This window comes from Acinetobacter sp. R933-2, from assembly GCF_030325485.1.
Lineage (GTDB): Bacteria > Pseudomonadota > Gammaproteobacteria > Pseudomonadales > Moraxellaceae > Acinetobacter > Acinetobacter sichuanensis.
The window spans coordinates 23,484-41,583 of record NZ_JACAIJ010000004.1 but is presented as its reverse complement, the minus strand read 5'-3'; the positions used below and the strand labels follow the sequence as shown (position 1 = coordinate 41,583).

General features: G+C 37.5%; 20 protein-coding genes. 4 read left to right on the top strand and 16 right to left on the bottom strand.

Annotated elements, in window-relative coordinates; translation table 11 throughout:
- Window positions 1-16: 16 nt before the first annotated feature.
- Window positions 17-1,132, bottom strand: coding sequence for an acyltransferase family protein (locus tag HX005_RS05730; protein WP_286376619.1), 1,116 nt, complete (start codon window positions 1,130-1,132; stop codon window positions 17-19).
- A 168-nt stretch (window positions 1,133-1,300) separates the two neighbouring features.
- On the opposite strand from HX005_RS05730, the gene HX005_RS05725 reads away from it, so the two are divergent.
- Window positions 1,301-2,044: a sporulation protein gene (locus HX005_RS05725; RefSeq protein ID WP_286376618.1), complete on the top strand. Its 744-nt coding sequence runs from the start codon at window positions 1,301-1,303 to the stop codon at window positions 2,042-2,044.
- Between the two features lie 30 nt (window positions 2,045-2,074).
- On the opposite strand, the gene HX005_RS05720 is transcribed toward HX005_RS05725, so the two are convergent.
- The gene (locus tag HX005_RS05720) at window positions 2,075-2,722 is read right to left on the bottom strand and encodes an HAD-IA family hydrolase (RefSeq protein WP_286376617.1); all 648 of its coding nucleotides are present in this window, start codon (window positions 2,720-2,722) and stop codon (window positions 2,075-2,077) included.
- Window positions 2,723-2,823: 101 nt separating this feature from the next.
- Here HX005_RS05720 and HX005_RS05715 point away from each other — a divergent pair, with 101 nt between their 5' ends.
- Both HX005_RS05715 and HX005_RS05710 read left to right on the top strand, forming a co-directional pair.
- Window positions 2,824-3,591, top strand: a complete 768-nt coding sequence (locus HX005_RS05715; RefSeq protein ID WP_286376616.1) for a hydroxymethylpyrimidine/phosphomethylpyrimidine kinase — start codon at window positions 2,824-2,826, stop codon at window positions 3,589-3,591.
- Window positions 3,592-3,818: 227 nt separating this feature from the next.
- Window positions 3,819-4,577, top strand: coding sequence for an ankyrin repeat domain-containing protein (locus tag HX005_RS05710; protein ID WP_286376615.1), 759 nt, complete (start codon window positions 3,819-3,821; stop codon window positions 4,575-4,577).
- Between the two features lie 24 nt (window positions 4,578-4,601).
- Here the strand turns inward: HX005_RS05710 and HX005_RS05705 are convergent, their stop codons facing one another.
- The 7 genes from HX005_RS05705 to rpe form a co-directional block, all read right to left on the bottom strand.
- Window positions 4,602-5,081: a methylated-DNA--[protein]-cysteine S-methyltransferase gene (locus tag HX005_RS05705; RefSeq protein WP_286376614.1), complete on the bottom strand. Its 480-nt coding sequence runs from the start codon at window positions 5,079-5,081 to the stop codon at window positions 4,602-4,604.
- A gap of 25 nt (window positions 5,082-5,106) precedes the next feature.
- Window positions 5,107-5,424, bottom strand: a complete 318-nt coding sequence (gene sugE, locus HX005_RS05700) for a quaternary ammonium compound efflux SMR transporter SugE (protein ID WP_174492145.1) — start codon at window positions 5,422-5,424, stop codon at window positions 5,107-5,109.
- 85 nt (window positions 5,425-5,509) lie between these two features.
- On the bottom strand, window positions 5,510-5,827 hold the full coding sequence (gene sugE / locus HX005_RS05695; RefSeq protein ID WP_286376613.1) for a quaternary ammonium compound efflux SMR transporter SugE: 318 nt from the start codon (window positions 5,825-5,827) through the stop codon (window positions 5,510-5,512).
- A gap of 238 nt (window positions 5,828-6,065) precedes the next feature.
- Window positions 6,066-6,998 (bottom strand): copper resistance protein B, encoded by a 933-nt coding sequence (locus HX005_RS05690; protein ID WP_286376612.1) that lies wholly within the window; start codon window positions 6,996-6,998, stop codon window positions 6,066-6,068.
- Window positions 6,985-8,775, bottom strand: coding sequence for a copper resistance system multicopper oxidase (locus HX005_RS05685; protein ID WP_286376611.1), 1,791 nt, complete (start codon window positions 8,773-8,775; stop codon window positions 6,985-6,987). The genes HX005_RS05690 and HX005_RS05685 overlap by 14 nt, the downstream gene beginning before the upstream one ends.
- 54 nt (window positions 8,776-8,829) lie before the next feature.
- Window positions 8,830-9,369: a hypothetical protein gene (locus HX005_RS05680; RefSeq protein ID WP_286376610.1), complete on the bottom strand. Its 540-nt coding sequence runs from the start codon at window positions 9,367-9,369 to the stop codon at window positions 8,830-8,832.
- A 233-nt stretch (window positions 9,370-9,602) separates the two neighbouring features.
- The gene (gene rpe / locus HX005_RS05675) at window positions 9,603-10,289 is read right to left on the bottom strand and encodes a ribulose-phosphate 3-epimerase (RefSeq protein WP_286376609.1); all 687 of its coding nucleotides are present in this window, start codon (window positions 10,287-10,289) and stop codon (window positions 9,603-9,605) included.
- A 189-nt stretch (window positions 10,290-10,478) separates the two neighbouring features.
- Between rpe and HX005_RS05670 the strand changes: the two genes are divergently transcribed.
- Window positions 10,479-10,757 (top strand): DUF2218 domain-containing protein, encoded by a 279-nt coding sequence (locus HX005_RS05670; RefSeq protein ID WP_107009407.1) that lies wholly within the window; start codon window positions 10,479-10,481, stop codon window positions 10,755-10,757.
- Between the two features lie 48 nt (window positions 10,758-10,805).
- Here HX005_RS05670 and HX005_RS05665 read toward each other — a convergent pair whose 3' ends face one another.
- From HX005_RS05665 to tsaB, 7 genes are all read right to left on the bottom strand, one after another.
- Complete coding sequence (locus HX005_RS05665; RefSeq protein WP_286376608.1) at window positions 10,806-11,894, bottom strand: M48 family metallopeptidase; 1,089 nt, start codon at window positions 11,892-11,894, stop codon at window positions 10,806-10,808.
- A 20-nt stretch (window positions 11,895-11,914) separates the two neighbouring features.
- Entirely contained in the window at window positions 11,915-13,030 is a 1,116-nt protein-coding gene (locus HX005_RS05660) for a YjgN family protein (RefSeq protein WP_286376607.1), read from the bottom strand.
- Window positions 13,031-13,214: 184 nt separating this feature from the next.
- Window positions 13,215-14,051, bottom strand: coding sequence for an S-formylglutathione hydrolase (gene fghA, locus HX005_RS05655; protein ID WP_286376606.1), 837 nt, complete (start codon window positions 14,049-14,051; stop codon window positions 13,215-13,217).
- Between the two features lie 13 nt (window positions 14,052-14,064).
- Entirely contained in the window at window positions 14,065-15,507 is a 1,443-nt protein-coding gene (locus HX005_RS05650; protein ID WP_286376605.1) for a C13 family peptidase, read from the bottom strand.
- A 150-nt stretch (window positions 15,508-15,657) separates the two neighbouring features.
- Window positions 15,658-16,464 carry a class I SAM-dependent methyltransferase gene (locus tag HX005_RS05645; protein WP_107009402.1) on the bottom strand — a complete coding sequence of 269 codons (807 nt, stop codon included), beginning with the start codon at window positions 16,462-16,464 and terminating at the stop codon, window positions 15,658-15,660.
- Window positions 16,458-17,282 (bottom strand): undecaprenyl-diphosphate phosphatase, encoded by an 825-nt coding sequence (locus HX005_RS05640; RefSeq protein WP_107009401.1) that lies wholly within the window; start codon window positions 17,280-17,282, stop codon window positions 16,458-16,460. The genes HX005_RS05645 and HX005_RS05640 overlap by 7 nt, the downstream gene beginning before the upstream one ends.
- Window positions 17,283-17,297: 15 nt before the next feature.
- On the bottom strand, window positions 17,298-17,963 hold the full coding sequence (gene tsaB / locus HX005_RS05635; protein ID WP_107009400.1) for a tRNA (adenosine(37)-N6)-threonylcarbamoyltransferase complex dimerization subunit type 1 TsaB: 666 nt from the start codon (window positions 17,961-17,963) through the stop codon (window positions 17,298-17,300).
- Window positions 17,964-18,100 lie beyond the last annotated feature (137 nt).

Sequence of the window (18,100 nt, the reverse complement as noted above, 5' to 3'; positions counted from 1 at the left end):
GCTCAGTTCTCATTTTCTAAGAACTTGACCGTATAAAGCGTTGCCGAATTTTTCGATTTAAAGGTGCTGAATAATATTTTTCGATCATCCAACTTAAAATAAACACCAAGATAAAATAAATCGGTAATAACATTAATTTTTCAGCAGGCAGCGTTTCTTTAGGAAAATAAACCACTTTAAATAACCCTAAAACAATTAAATGAAATAGGTACATTTCATAACTGCGTTGCCCAATCCAGACCATCGTTTTTGAGGTGATAGAAGATGCTTTTGATGCAGCATTTTGCGAGAAACAGAAAATTAATATTGCAGCGAACAAAGCAAAGACCGAAATTCCCCAAGTACTGACTTCTTTGATGGGCGCATAAAAATAAAGCATGACCATCATGCTTGAAACAATGCTCACAATCAGATTTTTATAAGCGAGGATTCCTTTAAAATTTTGCACGACAATCGCAGTTAAACAACCTATTGCTATTCCATCAAAACTGGAAAAATAATGGTAAAGATAAGCACCATTTTCTGCACCAAAATGCAGTGAACGGAAATAAGGTGCATAAGCAATAATAGCAAACAACAGTAAAATAAAGTGTTTTTGACTACGCCCTAAAAGCAAACATAAAAGTGGAAATGCGAGATAAAAAACTTCTTCGACAGACAATGACCACAGCACACCTAAAGCATAATTTACCCAACCATTTTCAATAATCAGAATGTTCATCCAAAAACTAAATGCTGCAAATATAGTTAAGGCATAAGACACTTCTATACCATTCGGTGCTTGGTTGATAAAAGGTTTTAACCCAAAACTTCCCAATACCGTCACCATAGCCACCAATAAAACCAAACATGGAATAATTCGTGCAACACGGCGTATATAAAAGTCTTTAAGTTTGATGTGTACCAATGAACCATGACGTTGCAAACTATGCTGAGTAATTAAAAAACCTGAGATCACAAAGAACATGGTCACGCCATAATTGCCATTACGAGCAATTAAGGTACTTAGGCTCTCACCAAAAATCTGTATCCCTAAAAAGGTATCATGTAATTTATATGGAATATTAAAATGGTGAATTAAGACCAATAAAATTGAAATACCACGTAATACATCTATTTTATAATTTCGCACAGATATCCTTTACCTTACACTTTTATCATTCATAGAATATTTTTCATTTTATTTTAAATTAAAAAATAAAGTTGATCTGAAAATAAACACAATCATAGCATTGACAGGATTTTAAATTCTGATTTCAATAGCCATATTAACAACACTAAATATTGGTTTTCTATAAAAATGTTCAGTAAGCTTATGTCTAACCTTGGTTTACAAGGTGTTGAAGTCAATACTTGCATCTATACATCTACACCACAAGCAGGTCAAATCGTGAATGGTGAGATTATTTTTAAAGGCGCTGCATCTAATAAAAATATTAATGGTATTTATTTGAAACTCATGACCTCTGCTGAGGTTGAAAGCAGTGATCATGAATTTAACCAAGATTTAACCATTCAACAATGGCATGTGAGTGGTGCTTTTGAACTTAAAGCAAATCAATCACATAGTTTTCCATTTTCTATACAATTACCTTTTGAAACGCCAATCACCGAAATACAATGTCGTCATAACAAAACACGTGTATGGTTACATACCCATTTAGACATTGACTGGGCGGTTGACGCTACGGACAAAGATAATCTAAACATCGCTCCTACACCTGCGATGCAAGCATTTTTACAAGCCATGCAACAATGTGGCTTCTTTTTAGCAACTGCTGATGTAGAAAAAGGTCAATTACGTGGTGGTCACTATTTTTCTACCATTGGTTGTTACCAAGAGCTTGAATTTTTACCAACACAGCATTTTAGTGGCATCAATGAAGTTGAAGTCTCATTTGTCGCTCAAGAACATCAAACCCATGTCATGCTTGAAGTTGATCGTAAATTTCGTGGCGATCAACTACGTAGTATCACCATTCCACATCATCAAATTTCGACACCACATTTGGTTCAGCAAATTAAACAACTCTTGAATATTTAACTTTTATCACATGTGATTGCTGAGTCGCGCTTAGGCAATCACATGTAAAAGTGCTGCAAAAGTTTTAATTCGCGCTTTGGGTTTTGCTTCATCCAGTTCCTGAGCCGAACCATAACCATATTCCACTGCAATAGTTTCAATGCCATTTTTACGTGCGCCAAAAATATCATGCTCACGATCACCAACCATTAGGCACTCTTCAGGCTTGAGCTGCTCTTTTTGCAAAATATAAGCGATCAAATCCCCTTTGTTGGTACGCTCACCATTCAGTTCACTACCATACGGATATTCAAAATATTGTAATAAATTAAAATGATCTAAAATCTGACGTGCATAAACTTCAGGTTTGGCTGTGGCTAAAAACAGTCGATAGCCTTGATTCTTTAGTGTTTCAAGCGTTTGTGCCACATCTTCAAAAACATGATTTTCAAATAGACCTGTAACAGCAAATCGCTCGCGATAACCGAGCAATGCTTGTTCAGCCAAAATATCATTGGCATCAACACCAAGTAATTTTGCCAAAGAAGCTTTCAGCGGTGGACCAATGATCCAATCGATATTTTCAGACTCAGGAATCGGATGCCCGACTTTTGCCAAACCATAACGTGCCGAAGTGGTAATACCGACTTTAGGATCAGTCAATGTTCCATCCAAATCAATCAGAATATTTTTAAGCACAGATTTACCTTTTACTAAATTCAAGCGATGCAAAATTACAGTCGAGAGTTTTGCTAAAGTTGCCTATACTAACTCAAATTTATAAATTTAAGGATATCATTGTGCGCCCTACAGTACTATGTTTTTCTGGTTTAGACCCTTCTGGTGGAGCAGGTTTGCAAGCAGATATTGAAGCCATTGGACAAAGTGGCGCACATGCAGCAATTGCCTGTACTGCGCTGACCATTCAAAACTCGCAACAGGTTTTTGGTTTTGAAGCCACTTCAAAGGAATTACTACTTGCACAAGCCAATGCTGTGGTTCAGGACTTACCCATCAAAGCAGTCAAATCTGGCATGCTTGGCACTACCGATAATATTGCAGCTTTGGCTGAATTTTTACGTGAACATCCTGATTATTTATATGTGCTTGACCCTGTGTTAGTCGCAAATAGCGGCGGCTCATTGGGCAATCAGGAAACTTTGGTTAAAGCCTTTGTCGAACTGGTTCCATTGGCGACTGTACTCACACCAAATACCGTTGAATTACGTGCTTTAACAGGTGAACAAGACTTAGAAAAAGCCACAGCCAAGTTGTTTGAAATGGGTGCAAAAGCAGTATTGGTCAAAGGTGGACATGAAGATACGCCTGACCATATTCGCAACGCACTCTATATAAATGGTGAAATGATTTCTGAAACCAAATGTCCACGCTTAGAGGGTGAATATCATGGTTCAGGCTGCTCGCTTGCAAGTTTTATTGCAGGTCGTCTGGCGTTGGGTGATGCTTTAAATGTTGCGGTAAATCATGCTGAAACTTGGTTATTTGGCGTGTTAAAAAATGCTGAAACCCCTGTTGAAGGTGGACAGAAAATACCAAAACGATTCTAATCTTGCTTGATATTCAAGCTTCAGTACATTGAAGCTTGAATGATTTGATTTAAAATTATAAGAGTTAAAACAACAGAAAGAAAACTCTTTGGATAAAGTGAGATATCTAGTTAAATAAATTTTCTTGTAAATTAATTAAAAAATTATATTGAATAGACTCTAGAAAACATCATATATTAAAAAAGTAAATTCACTACCCTACCAAGATTAGGGCTAATATACTGCATATGACAAATGAAAAAACCATAATTATTGAAAAATTAAAACAACTTCTCACCCAAAATTTTATAGAAATTTATCGAGAAGCTTATGATCCAGAGTTAGAAGAAAAAAATATTTCTTCAAATATTATTCATGATTTAAAGTTAATAATTACGACATTTATTAACTTAATCAAAAATAATCGAAGCTCTCAGGAAGATTTATTAGAGCAACTTTCACAAAGCTTATTAATATTAGATCGCTCAAAATATAATGATCAAGAAGCTTTTTTTATCAGTTTTTACCTTGATAAAATTACTTATACAGCTGGACTAGAGGATACTAATTACAAAATTTTATATTGGGAATGTGGCGAAGACAAAGGGTATTGGTACAGATTAAGAAATGCTGTCTATTCAAAAAACTTTGAGGAAGCCACACATTTATTACACATTAAACCATCGCTCATCAATATTAAAAATAGAATAGGTGAAACAGTTTTGCATTTCTTAGCTGTGGAAAATGATCTTGAAGGTGTTGAATGGTTATATCATCAAGGCTTCAGTCTAGATAACAAAACAGAAATTACAAAAGAACCTATTATCTTTGAAATCGCAAGTTTAGGTTATTTAAATTTAATTAAATGGTTCCATGATCAAGGTGCTGATTTTTCTGCTACAGACTATCAAAATCGTAATATTATTGAATACTTAACCTATTATCATGAAAATAATATTGGTGATTACTCTGAAACAATCAAATACATTCAACAACTAAAAAATTAGATAATATTAAGTGGAGTACAGAATTTATGCTGACTCCAACTTTAATAACACATTCTTATTCTCCAAGCCACCCGCAAAGCCGACCAACTTACCATTTGCACCCACCACACGATGACACGGCGCAATAATCGAAATCGGATTTTTACCATTTGCCGCACCCACCGCACGAACAGCTTTGACATTGCCGATCTGTTCAGCAATATCTTTATAACTGCGGGTTTCCCCAAAAGGAATGGTGAGCAATGCCTGCCAGACTTTTTGTTGAAACTCTGTCCCCTCAAAGTCTAAAGGCACGTCAAACTTTTGACGCTGCCCTGCAAAATATTCATTGAGCTGCTTTTGTGTTTCGAGCAAAATCAGATGCTGTGTATTTTCAATCAGTTCAGCCAACCGAACACGTTTAGGGTCTTCATTTTCCCAAAGGACTGCCACCAAAGCGGTGTCCGTTGCGACCAATTTTAAAATGCCCACAGGAGAAGGCATTTCCATAAATGATAATTTCATTGACTTCTCCTTGAACGAATACACTTTAAGATGATGAGAGCTTCATCAATACTAACCCAGAAATGATTAAAACAGCAGCCAACATTCGCATGGCAGTAGCAGGTTCACCCAAAAAGAAAATGCCGACGGCAAATGAACCGACCGCACCGATTCCAGTCCAAACGGTATAAGCTGTACCCAATGGCAAAGATTTCATGGCATAGGACAATAGCGCAAAACTTGCGATCATAAATACAATGGTCAAAATACTAGGTGTGAGTTTGCTAAAGCCATCAGACACTTTCATAAAGTATGCCCAGACCACTTCCAATAAACCCGCCACTACGAGTAACACCCAAGCCATACCAATACTCCTAAAAATCAATGTACTAAAATCAAAAAAATCCAAGTCAACCACATTAGTCAACTTGGATCAGAAAATAGGTTTTTTAAGAAGAAGACAGTTTCATCAGAATTAAACCCGATACAATCAGTACCGCCGCCAACATACGCATTGCCGTGGCAGGTTCACCTAAAATAAAAATACCCACAAGGAATGAACCAATTGCCCCGATTCCTGTCCAAATCGTATAAGCCGTTCCCAATGGCAATGATTTCATGGCATAAGCCAATAAACCAAAACTCAGGATCATAAAGAAAATCGTAATGACGCTCGGGGTGAGCTTTGTGAAACCTTCGGACATTTTCATGGTATATGCCCAAACGATTTCAAAGAGACCTGCAAAAATAAGAATGACCCAAGCCATGACCAGCTCCAAATTTAAATTAGAGTCAGGTCGTCCTGACGAGTTTTCTTGGTGCAGATTTTGATGATATCGCACAAAGGGAGGTCGTTCCTCCTTTGAATAAACACATATTAACGTATTTCGCCCCAGAAATGAGCGTGTTTTACAAATCTTGACCCAAAATACACCTATATAAAGTAGGGTTTTAAAAATTTAAAACCCTAAAACAACTCAAGCTTTAAAACATCAAACTGAAAGTTTAAAACTTAAACCGCACCCCTGCACCATAACGCCACCCCTTTTCAGCATCACTTTCAACTTGCCATGCAGTTTCATCATTGCTTTTATTGTATTCATAGGCAATATCCAGATACGGCATGACTTTTTTACTGATCTCATAACGGGTTTCAAAGCCTGTAATCAGACTGCTTAAACCCGATTTTTTGGCATATTTAGAATCATCACTGAAAACCACATCGAGATCCAAATAGGGTTTAAAAATCAGTTTTTGCGTCAACAGCAAATCTCGTTCGGTCTCCAGACTCACTCCTGAATAATTCTCTTCGCCTGCATAAAAATAAGCATCGGTTTCAAAGAAATACGGCGCCATTCCATGCAAGCCGATCACCGCATCGAGTTGTTCTTCACTATCTTTAACATGATGATCCAACTCGACCTTTTGAGATCGGTAACGTACACCTGTCTGAACATCCCAAAAATCTGCAATCATACGGCTGTACAAAACTTTGGCATCAAGGTGCGCATCATGAGATTCCGCTTTATCCGTATGAATCTTAATAAAGAGCTTATTTTCATCCGTCCCAATTCGGGTTTCGATTTCTGACTTTAACGCACCTTCACCATCTTCATTGACCAGCCATTTTGTATCTACCGTACTGATGGCATAAATCTGTGCGCCATGTTCCTTACGATGATCATGTCCTTGATGTGCTGTACGATTTTCAGTAGATACCGCAGGATTTTGATGTTGCTGATGCTGTGAATGATCTATTTTTGAATGATCCATTCCTGCATGATTCATTTGCGAGTGATCCACCATTTCACTATTCACATTAGTTGCAGTTGGCGATGCTGACATCATGTCATGTCCTTCATGCGCCATTGCCCAACTACTCATCATCAATAATGAACTTGCCAAAACAGTATGCGGAAATAACTTAGTGGTGTGCATGTTGATCTCCTTGCTGTTCAGCTTGATTCGAAGTGTTTGTCATAGCTTTTTGAATCGGTGTGGTGGTGGTTTCTCCCTCGGAAACATTGGCAACAATCAGTTTATTCATCATTCCTGCGCTCATGTGATAAAGCAAATGACAATGAATCGCCCATTCTCCCAGTTCATCCGCTGTTAATAATGCAGTCACGGTTTTTGCAGGAGGTACAACAATCGTGTGCTTATTCGGCATATCGACCGCAGGCTGACCATTTTCCAGTTGCATAAACATGCCATGTAAATGCATCGGGTGCGCCATCATACTGTCATTGATAAATTTGATGCGAATACGCTCGCCATACTTCACTTTTAAAGGTTCAGCATCGCTAAATTTTTTACCATTAATCGTCCAGATATAACGCTCCATCGTTCCGCCCAAACGAATCACCAATTCACTTGTCGCTTCACGGGTATCAGGTTGTGGGGTTAAGGATTTCAGGTCGCTATATTGCAACGCTTTATCACCTTGCGGGGTCGATGCATTTGCCCAACCTTCGACCACAGCATCAGATTTTGCTGTCGTTACTTTATGTTCTGAGTGATCCATACCTTGCATATCTTCATGATTCATCTTCGAATGATCCATGTCTTGCATATCAGCATGATTCACTGCTTTTTGATGAATAGTTGAATGATCCATGCCTTGCATATCAGTACTGCCATGCCCCATATCTGCCATATTTAAAATGGCACGAGGACGTGCTTGTGGCAGATGAATGCCATGCGTATTTGCTGTCAATTCATTGTGCAACGTCCCAATAGCAAAACCTGAACGGTCAATCGACTCGGCTTCAATCTGATAATGCCCAGTCTTCGGTTCAACCACCACATCATAAGTTTCGGCTGTACCTATACGGAATTCATCCACAGGCACAGGCTGTACAGGCTGACCATCTGCACCGACTACCGTCATTTTTAAGTTCGGAATACGTACATCAAAAAAGGACATTGCTGAAGCATTGATAAAGCGTAAACGGACTTTTTCATTCGGCTTAAACATACCTGTCCAGTTTTGTTCAGGGGTTTTGCCATTGATCAAAAAAGTATAGTCCGTGACATCAGACAGATCGGTTTTCAGCATACGCATCTGATTCCACATTTTGCGGTCAGACCATGTGGCTTTTACCCCATCACGTTGCACTTGCTTCCATACATCGCCCAAAGTTTCACGCCGATCTTGATAATATTCAGCTGAAATTTTCAGATCTTTTTGAATTTGATCACTGGTTTTGTCATGAAAATCTGACAGCATCACCACATAGTCACGCTCAGTTTGTTCATGTGCAGCAAGTGGTTTTTTGTCCTTGGGATAAATCACCAAAGCGCCATATAAACCGTCCTGTTCCTGACCTTTGGAATGCGCGTGATACCAATACGTTCCACTTTGGCGAACCTTGAATTTATAGACAAAATCACCTTGCGGTCGAATCCCGTTAAAACCATTAAAGCCCGGAACGCCATCCATAATGCCGGGCAATAACAGCCCATGCCAATGAATCGAAGAATCCTGATTTTTTAAATTATTATGCACATGGATCACCGCATCATCGCCTTCCTCAAACTCAAGTAAAGGGGCGGGAAACTTGCCATTGACCGTAATACGTTTGACCGCTTTGCCTGTGACATTGACCATTCCTTCATCAATGTTCAGGTGATATTCCTTAACAGCTGCAAAACTCCATGTTGAAGACAACACAGCTACAGCAACAATAACGCTTTTTGAAAATTGAATAGACATAACTCAACCTAAATTTCTGAAATTATTTTGAAAATAATGCTTCGGAAAAACGGGTTAAGCTTTAGGAGGACGCAGAATTTCCTGCCAATGCCCTGCAAGGTGCTGAGCTTGGTAAGCAATGGAAATCACATTGCGGTTTTGTAGATGTTCAGGCGGACTCAATTGAGGAATGTCCGCATTAAACCACACGATAGAAGACTGACACGAAAACAGCGTACATTCCTGACAGTCATGCTGTAACTGTTTGCTCTGAACCAACTGTGCATGACAAGCTTTCAGATTTTGCATCTGCTGATCATGGCTCTGATCATGATTCTGCTCGGAATCAGCAACCGCTTGCTGTTGCAAATCCATACAATGATTTTTCATCTCCTGTACAGACATGCCTTGCATCATCTGTGCATGAGACAGCGCTTCATTTGGATGATTGTTTGACTGATTTTGTGAATTTTGTTGTGAATCCTGCTGATGTTGCATCTGCATACCCATTTGCATGGTTTTTACAGAAGCCATAGACACACCACTCCAGCCAATGGCAAAAACCATCAGCAAAACAAACCAAGCCTGTTTGCAGAGTTGCGTCAACATGTTCATCAAAGGAAAACCAAATTCGATTTAAGCATATACAACAATCATGCAATGCGCAAACCTACTTCACACATCCATAAAATATTTCTTTGTGTATAGATGAAAGGTTTAAAATCTATGTTGAAATTTTAAAATCAATAGCTTGAATAAAATGCTCATAATAAAAAAGAACTCAGATGAGTTCTTTCTTAAAATTTATAAAAAATAATATCGCTTTTTAAAGCTCAAGCATCTATTGATTACGCTTTTTGAGCGCCAACTAAAGCCAGTTCAGCGCGCATTTCATTAATAACTGCTTGATAATCTGGTTTACCAAAAATTGCTGAGCCTGCCACAAACATATCCGCACCTGCTTCAGCAATTTCACGGATATTTGCAGGCGTTACACCACCATCTACTTCTAAGCGAATATCACGTCCTGAAGCATCAATAATTTTACGTGCTTGACGTAATTTATCCAAAGTCATTGGAATAAATTTCTGTCCACCAAAACCAGGGTTTACACTCATCAATAACACTTGATCAACTTTATCTAAAACATAATCTAGATAATGCAAAGGAGTTGCTGGATTAAAAACTAAACCTGCTTTTGCTCCACCATCTTTAATCAATTGTAATGAACGGTCAATATGATGTGTTGCTTCAGGATGGAAAGTAATAATATCTGCACCCGCTTCCAGAAAATCACCAATCATACGATCTACAGGTGACACCATCAAATGCACATCAATTGGAGCTTTAATTCCATATTTTTTCAATGCCTTACATACACCTGCACCAAAAGTTAAATTGGGTACATAATGATTATCCATCACATCAAAATGAACAACATCAGCACCTGCTGCAAGTACATTTTCAACTTCCTCACCTAAGCGAGCAAAATCAGCAGATAAAATTGAAGGTGCAATCAAAAATGGCTTGGACATGGATCAACCTAGCGATAAATATGGAATCATGAAATTATAGCAAACTTCCACAGACACATTGCTAAAAGACATGAAAAATGGACAATTTCAATGAGATCATCGCAAATCTGTAACGAAGCGTTCCATTTATGCAACACATTTTACACGTTGTTTTTGTTAGTTTATCAACTCAACATGGAGCAAATGAGAATGAAAAGCAATACTATTATTTCAACAGATGACGCTAAACGCATTGCAAAACGTCTACTCAACCACTGGAAACATAAATTTGAAGTTGCCGAAACTGAAGAAAATTTGAGTATTTTCATGCCTGATGCAACTGTTGTACTGACACCTGAAGCACAACAGTTATTCGTAGAATTACGTACAGATCGTGAAGATTATAGCCGTTTAGAGCAAGTGATCTTAGATCATCTCAATCGCATGGCACAACAAGAGTTTAGTGTACAGTGGCAACATCAAGCTTAATGGCAAGCTTGATGTTTATTTCGATATAAAAATAAAGATCCCATGAGGTTAAGGAGACTTTTTCTGTTGTTTTTCAAAGTCTCTGACCATTTGAATACGTTTTGCAGTTGCAGGATGTGACTCAAAGATTTCAGATACTTGAGAAAATTGATCATCTTTTTCAGATTGTTCATTTTTCTTTTGTTTTTGATCTTTTTGTTGCGTGGCTGTTCCTTCTTCTTTTTCATATTCATCGCTTAATCTTTGTAAAAAATTAGCAAAATGCGCAACTTCAATATGTTGACGATCCATTAATTTCAATGCATATAAATCAGCTTCTTGCTCAAATTTACGTGAATATTTTGCGCCTAACATTGCTGTAGGTAAGGATGAAAATAAATCTGAACTGTCCCCTGTAATCGCAATATATAATATGCTGATCCCTAGACTAGATAAACCTTGTTGCAAACTATGGCGTTCGATTAAATGCCCTTGCTCATGAGCTAAAACCCCTAAAATTTCTTGGTCACTATGTGCCAACTCAACCAATTCATCTGTCACTAAAATTGTATTATTTGGCAATGCAATCGCATTCGCACCTAATTGTGTTCCCTTTCTAAATACAAGTTTAGCAGGCTGACCTTCTGCAATTTGTTTGAGGTATTGCTGCCGAATTTGTTCTTGTTGCTCTTTACTCAACTTTGTCGGTTCAGTCCAATATTCATTGACATATTTTTCAGCTTCATCACCTAAACGCTGCATACTATTTTTAGGCAATTGAAAAGCAATATAATGTGAAGCGCTTGGAATGCCCCATTTTACTAAAGCAAAGCCAAAAAACACCACAAAAATGACACTAAACAAAATAAGCGAAGGAGAACGTTCCAATTTCCAAATCGAGCCATAAATTTTTTTAGGTGCAATCTGAAACCAATCAGGTAAATGGTCTTGAAACTCAATGCGAGCATCATCCTTTAACTCAACTACAGGTTTTAGCTGCCCTAAAGCACCTATCAACTGCATATCAGCATAAGAATAGTTTCGTGTTTGCTCAGCATAACGAACTTGAATATGTTCATCATCTATCGCAAATACCTCAGCTTGGTGTGGCTTTGACACAACACCATCATAAAAAATTACCTGTACAGATTGCATCATCTGATTATTAGCTCATTCAATTAAAGTGAAACATCAATGTCAAAAATGTCACTGATTTCTTCTGCTAAAGCACTATGATCTGCTTGTGCTAAATTCATCATTTGGTCTGGATCATCAAGTAATACTAAACTTAAAGAATCAATTTGATATCGATAAAGACGAATAGCAGCCCAAGCTGACATCAAACCTAAAGAGAAAATTTTAGCAATCCAATTTGTGCCAACAATCCAAGCATAACGCCATTGGTTGCAATCCGTTTCAAATTTACTATTACCAATAATCGTGTTATTCCATGTCGTCATAAAAATACGGGCTCTCATTAAAGGAAATATAAACAAGCCTGCAATGACATACACAACCCCAAAAACAGCAAGAAAAGCTTGTGGATTTGATAAAGCACCAAACACACTGGAAATAATTCCGACGACCATTAATAAACCCATAAACATAAATACAGGAATATAAACAGCGCCCATATAGGCTGACCAATCTGCTTGTAATTTAAATTTTAACTGTCCTGCATATAGATTATTAATACAATAACTTTTATATAACCAAATCAAAACAGGAAAAAATAAACCTAAAGTGAAAATATAAATCGCAACACATTTCAAAAAAACACCGTAGGCTTGTTTGGTTGTACCTGCAAAATAAAATCGACTATTGGCATATTTACTATTTCGCGCAGTAAAACGAATGGTTGCACGAATCAACCATGGCACAGCCAAATAAAGCACGATAAAACCAATCAAAGTTGCGGTCATCGAATATTGAGATATAGCCGAAATTGCGCCATAAATCCCAAGTGCAATCAAACGTCCGATCAGAATTTTTTTCGGTACACCTGTAAAGTCAAAGCGTCGTCTAAAAAATTCAGTATTACCATAAAAATAACGTAGACGGCGTACTTTCGCCCACGGTGCATATAAACTCAAAGTCACAATTGTTAATAAAATATTAACAATCCAGATACCAAAATACTCCATCGCATCGCCATGAAACTTGAAGCGATAAACTCGCCCCTGCGCTGAAGGATTTGAGGTTGTATGACTTGAATGATCAGAGAAAGGGTCGGAGGTTTTCGTTAAATCTAAACCACCTTGGCTTGGAAATGGTGGAGGTATTTGTTCTTGCATAATTATCTCTTATTTTTAATATGTGACTGTCACAAGACACCAAAAGAAGGATTCAATAAAATAAATCAAAATCAGTTTAGCTACTTTTGAACTTAAAATAAACTATACGCATAATGTCATTTAAAATACGATACAGTGAATAAAATAATACAAACTATCTTATTCACTGTATTGGATCTATTCGTTATTTTTGTAATTGCAAAGCATGAAACTGTAAATGTTCATCGATAAAACTTTGAATGAAAAAATAGCCATGATCATAGCCATCATGCATACGTAATGTTAGTTTTTGCCCAACTTTATGACAAGCAGCTTGATAGTTTTCAGGATGTAATTGACTATAAAATTGATCATTTAAGCCTTGATCAATCAGAACCTCACTAAACAAAGCACCTTTATTCAACACCAACTGAGTTGCATCGTGCTTTGCCCATTCAGTTTGATCTGCTCCTAAATAATTTGAAAAAGCCTTTTCTCCCCAAGGACAAGCACTAGGCTCGCAAATTGGAGCAAATGCAGAAACTGAGCTAAATTTCTCAGGATATTTCCATGCTAAAGTCAGCGCGCCATGTCCTCCCATAGAATGCCCCAAAATGCCAATCTTTTGTTCAGCAATCGGGAATTCTTTCATTAACAAAGGATATAATTCTTTGATTAAATAAGACTCCATTTGAAAATGTTCAGCCCAAGGTTGTTGTATTGCATCTAAATAAAAACCAGCACCTTGACCAATATCCCAAGAATCGCCCTGTTCTACGTCATCACCACGTGGCGAAGTATCTGGACTAATTAAAATCAGCCCCAACTGCGCAGCCAAACGCTGTGCATGTGCTTTAATCACAAATGTTTCTTCGGTACAGGTTAAACCTGCTAAATAAATCACAGCAGGACATTTTTGTATTTTTAATGCTTGTGGCGGTAAAAAGACCCCAAACTTACTGACTTGCTTTAAAGATTTGGAAGTTGTTTGATAAATTCGTTGTTCGCCATCAAAACACTTATTTTTTTGTAAAAGTTCCATATCATTTCCTATCCTATTGTGTGGTTACAGGAATTACCTGAGCTGTTTTTTTCTCATGGCTATTCATATGTTCTACATCAACAACGGCTTGTGAATTAGTTTGAGGAAATAAATGTTGCTCAAGCTGTGGTAAAACTAATTCAATATTTTTCCCCATCACCCATTGTGGTTCAGAAGGCTCAAAACCTTGAGCACTTTCCCATTTTCCAACAGTTTCGGCTGCTTGTTGAAACGCGGCTTTGAGGGTTGTTTGCTCACGCATTGCCTGATCGAAAAACGCTCGACCAAAATATGTATAATCTGCTTCATTTGAACAGCCAAATGAAGCACGATCTGCTGCCGATGCAGTAATAATTAAAGTATCAGGTGCTTGTAAAGCAGGAATAAAACTCCCTGAATAACATGCAGAAATAACGATAACTTTCCAACGAATCCCCGATTTATCTAGGGTATCTCTTAACCATTTTGGATCAACATCATTTAAATCTAATGGATCATTTTCCATTTCAAATTGATTTTGCAAGCCATGCGATGTCATATATAAAAATAACACATCACTTTCACGATTCATTTGCTGTCCAATACGACGTAAAGCCAGCTCCATACTGGTTTTAGATGCTAAAGGAATCGTGGTACGTGTAGAAGGGTTATTAATCAGTTCAATCGAACGTCCAAAGGTACCAAAACGTGTATCGAACTGCTCTTTAATCCGTTCGATTTCATATTTAAATACATCTTGATAACCCACACCTGCTACACCAAGAAAATACCAATGTGTTTGTGCAAACTCGCCATATTGAATTTGATCTAAAGCTTTATTTAAAACACGACTTTGCGCATAAAAAGCATTTTCTGCAAAAGTTGCAGGGCTTTCTTCAACCTTCCAAATCGGTTGATCTTTGACTGACATTTGCCAAACAACTAAAGTAAATAAAGTTGCCAACATAATGAGCGCACGTTCCCACCATGGCCATTGTAATTCACGTGCAAAAACCCAAACAACAGCTAAACTTTGCCAAACAAAAAGCACCATAAAAATAATGGGCAAATAATCATAAGTAAAATCAGGTAAATATTCTAAAGAGCCTAAAAACTGAATAAAACTTTGCAAAAATGCAATATGTGTATCTAAAACCAACCATAACAAGGCGGGTACTAACATTAAACGTGGGTTTTCAGTACGTTGTGATAGAAAAATCCCGACAATTAAAGCAATAAAAGGCCATAAAGCGTAGCTAATTAAACCTTGTCGATTAAAAACACCGCCATCTCCAGCAACTAACCAACTAAATAAACTGTTTGCACAACCACCCAAAACTCCCCAAAAAATCAACTGTAATATTGAAGGACGTACAATTTGTAAAGACTTACGTGACCCTAAAAATAACCAAAGTCCCGCACGCTGATTACTTTTGAAATCATGCCAAAAATTAATTGAGGGTTTGAGGTCTATCATAAAGATTCTATAATTGCAGGTGACTTAAATCAGCATAGCTAGTTTATGCTTGCTTAAAATATTATCAATGTGTATTTCAACTATATACCAATTTTCTGATGTTTTTTGAGGCAGTTACCAAACTCCCCCAGAAGTGACCAAGTGACTGAGCTAGACATTGAAATAAGCGTCAAAACGACAAGCATCGCCTTGCCATTGATGGTTAGGTTGTTGATCGTTTAAAAATACAGCAAGCCTTGGTCTTTTTACCACAACTCGCTTCGCAATATCTTGTGCTAAGACTAAAAGATGATCTCCTAAATCCATCTCTCCATCTTCAGGCAATAATAAATGCAACAATTGCATTTGTTTTTTGACTTGTGCTTGCTTTTTTACAGCTTGTTGATTTTGATCACGCTGTGGAAACATTGGATCTAGATAGATAACATCGACATGATTATTTTGATCAATTTGCTGTTGTAAATAATCGCCAGAGTCAGAAAAAACCAAATGAATCCGAGCAACAACTTTTGCTAAAAATGGATCATTTTCAGCTTGTGCTTTGCTGTCTTCCAGTAAGGTAAATAAAATAGGGTGACGCTCAACTAAAGTCACCTCAGCCCCTAAACTCGCCAATAATAAACTATCATGACCTAAACCTGCTGTTGCATCCAAAAGCTGAGGCTTTTCAGATAAATTACAAGCACGTGCAATCATTTCCGACTTTAAACTCGCACGTTTTAAACGTGGAATTTCGGCTTTCCAATCAGGCTGCATTTTCATGCCATTCGCACATAAACTCAGTCCTGACTCATCTACACATAAAGCAATTTCTGGATTTAAACGAAGAAAGCGAGCATTTAACTTTTCAATCACTTCAATATTTACCAACACTCCACGTAAAGAAAGCACAGACTGGTAAGACTGTGCTTTCTCAAAAAATGCGGTTTCGGTAAATAAGCGAATTTCGCTTACCATAATTTCCAACCTGTTAATGCAAATAACAAAATAATCAAACCTGATGCAATACGATACCAAGCAAAAACCATGAAATCACGCTTCGCCACATAAGCAACGAGAACTCGAATCAAGATCAAAGCTGAAACAAAAGAAACCAATGTACCAAAAGCCAATACAACCCAATCTTGAGTACCTTGGAATACATGATAACTTTGATATAAATCAAGCAGCCCTGCACCCACAATGACAGGAATACCTAAGAAAAATGAAAACTCAGTCGCTGCTTTACGTGATACACCCAACATCATCGCGCCAATAATCGTTGCACCTGAACGTGATGTACCCGGCACTAAAGCTAACACTTGGATTAAACCAATATAAATGGCTTCTTTAATAGAAATATTTTCAACTTCTTGTGCATTTACTTTCGGTGGATTTTTCTCTACCCACCAAATGATTAAACCACCAATAATCAAGCCAAGCGCAATTGAAATATCATTAAATAAATATGCTTTTACTGTCTGACCAAATGTGAGCCCAACCAGCATAATCGGGATCGAAGCAAGAATTAAACTAATTCCTAAATGGCGACCTTTAGGTTCACCAGAAACTAGCCCTGTTGCCGCTCCCCAAAGTTTTGCCCAATATTCATAAATAACGGCTGCAATCGCCCCCATTTGAATTGCGATGACAAAAACATCACTTTTTTCTTTGGTCCAAAAATTCATTAATTCTGATGCAAGAATTAAATGCCCTGTACTTGAGATTGGAAGGAATTCTGTGATCCCTTCAACAATTCCCATAATCGCTGCTTTTAAGAGCAGTAAAAGATCCATATTCAATCCTAAAAATTAAGGTTTACCTTGTTCTGGAATTTTTTTCCACGCATCATCACGCAAATAAACAGGCAATGCTAATTCAGCACTCAGCCAATCTTGTTGTAAAGCTTGCTGACGTGCGATCGTTGCAATATCTTCAGCATTCGCAACTAAACCTTGAAATTCTATTGCATCAGGCTTAACTAAAGCTGAACCAGAACCCACCAAGGTAAATTTTTGATAGTCAGAAGCTTGCTGATAATCTAGTAATTTTTCTTCATCTACAAGTTGCATAATGTTATTTTCATTTAAACGAAAACTTGCCATATAGACTTCTTTCATACGTGCATCAAGCACAGCAGAAACCTCAGCTAAACCCAATAAACGATAAGCTGCTTGTGCTAAAGCTTGTAAAGTAGATACAGGAATCACAGGAATATCATTTGCCCAAGCCAAAGCCTGCGTGACTGCGGCATTAATACGTACACCACTAAATGAGCCAGGACCACGACTAAAAGCAATAACAGTTAAATCAGAATTTTGCGTTTGTGTTTGCTCAAAACCTTGCTCTATCATTGGCAAAATGGTTTGAGTTTGTGCCTTTGCCCGCGTATCAAGTTGAAAAAAAAGTGTTTTAGTTTCATCAACTATCGAAACGGAACACTGCTCATTGGCAGTTTCCAATGCCAGCAATTTCATGCACAATTAACCTATCTTAAAAATGCTGACTATAATACTCCACTCATTTACTTCGTGCGACCATTTCTGTCCAGATTCATTGATCTGACATAAAAAACCAAGTCAAAACTTGGTCTAATCTGCATCCATCTATTGCG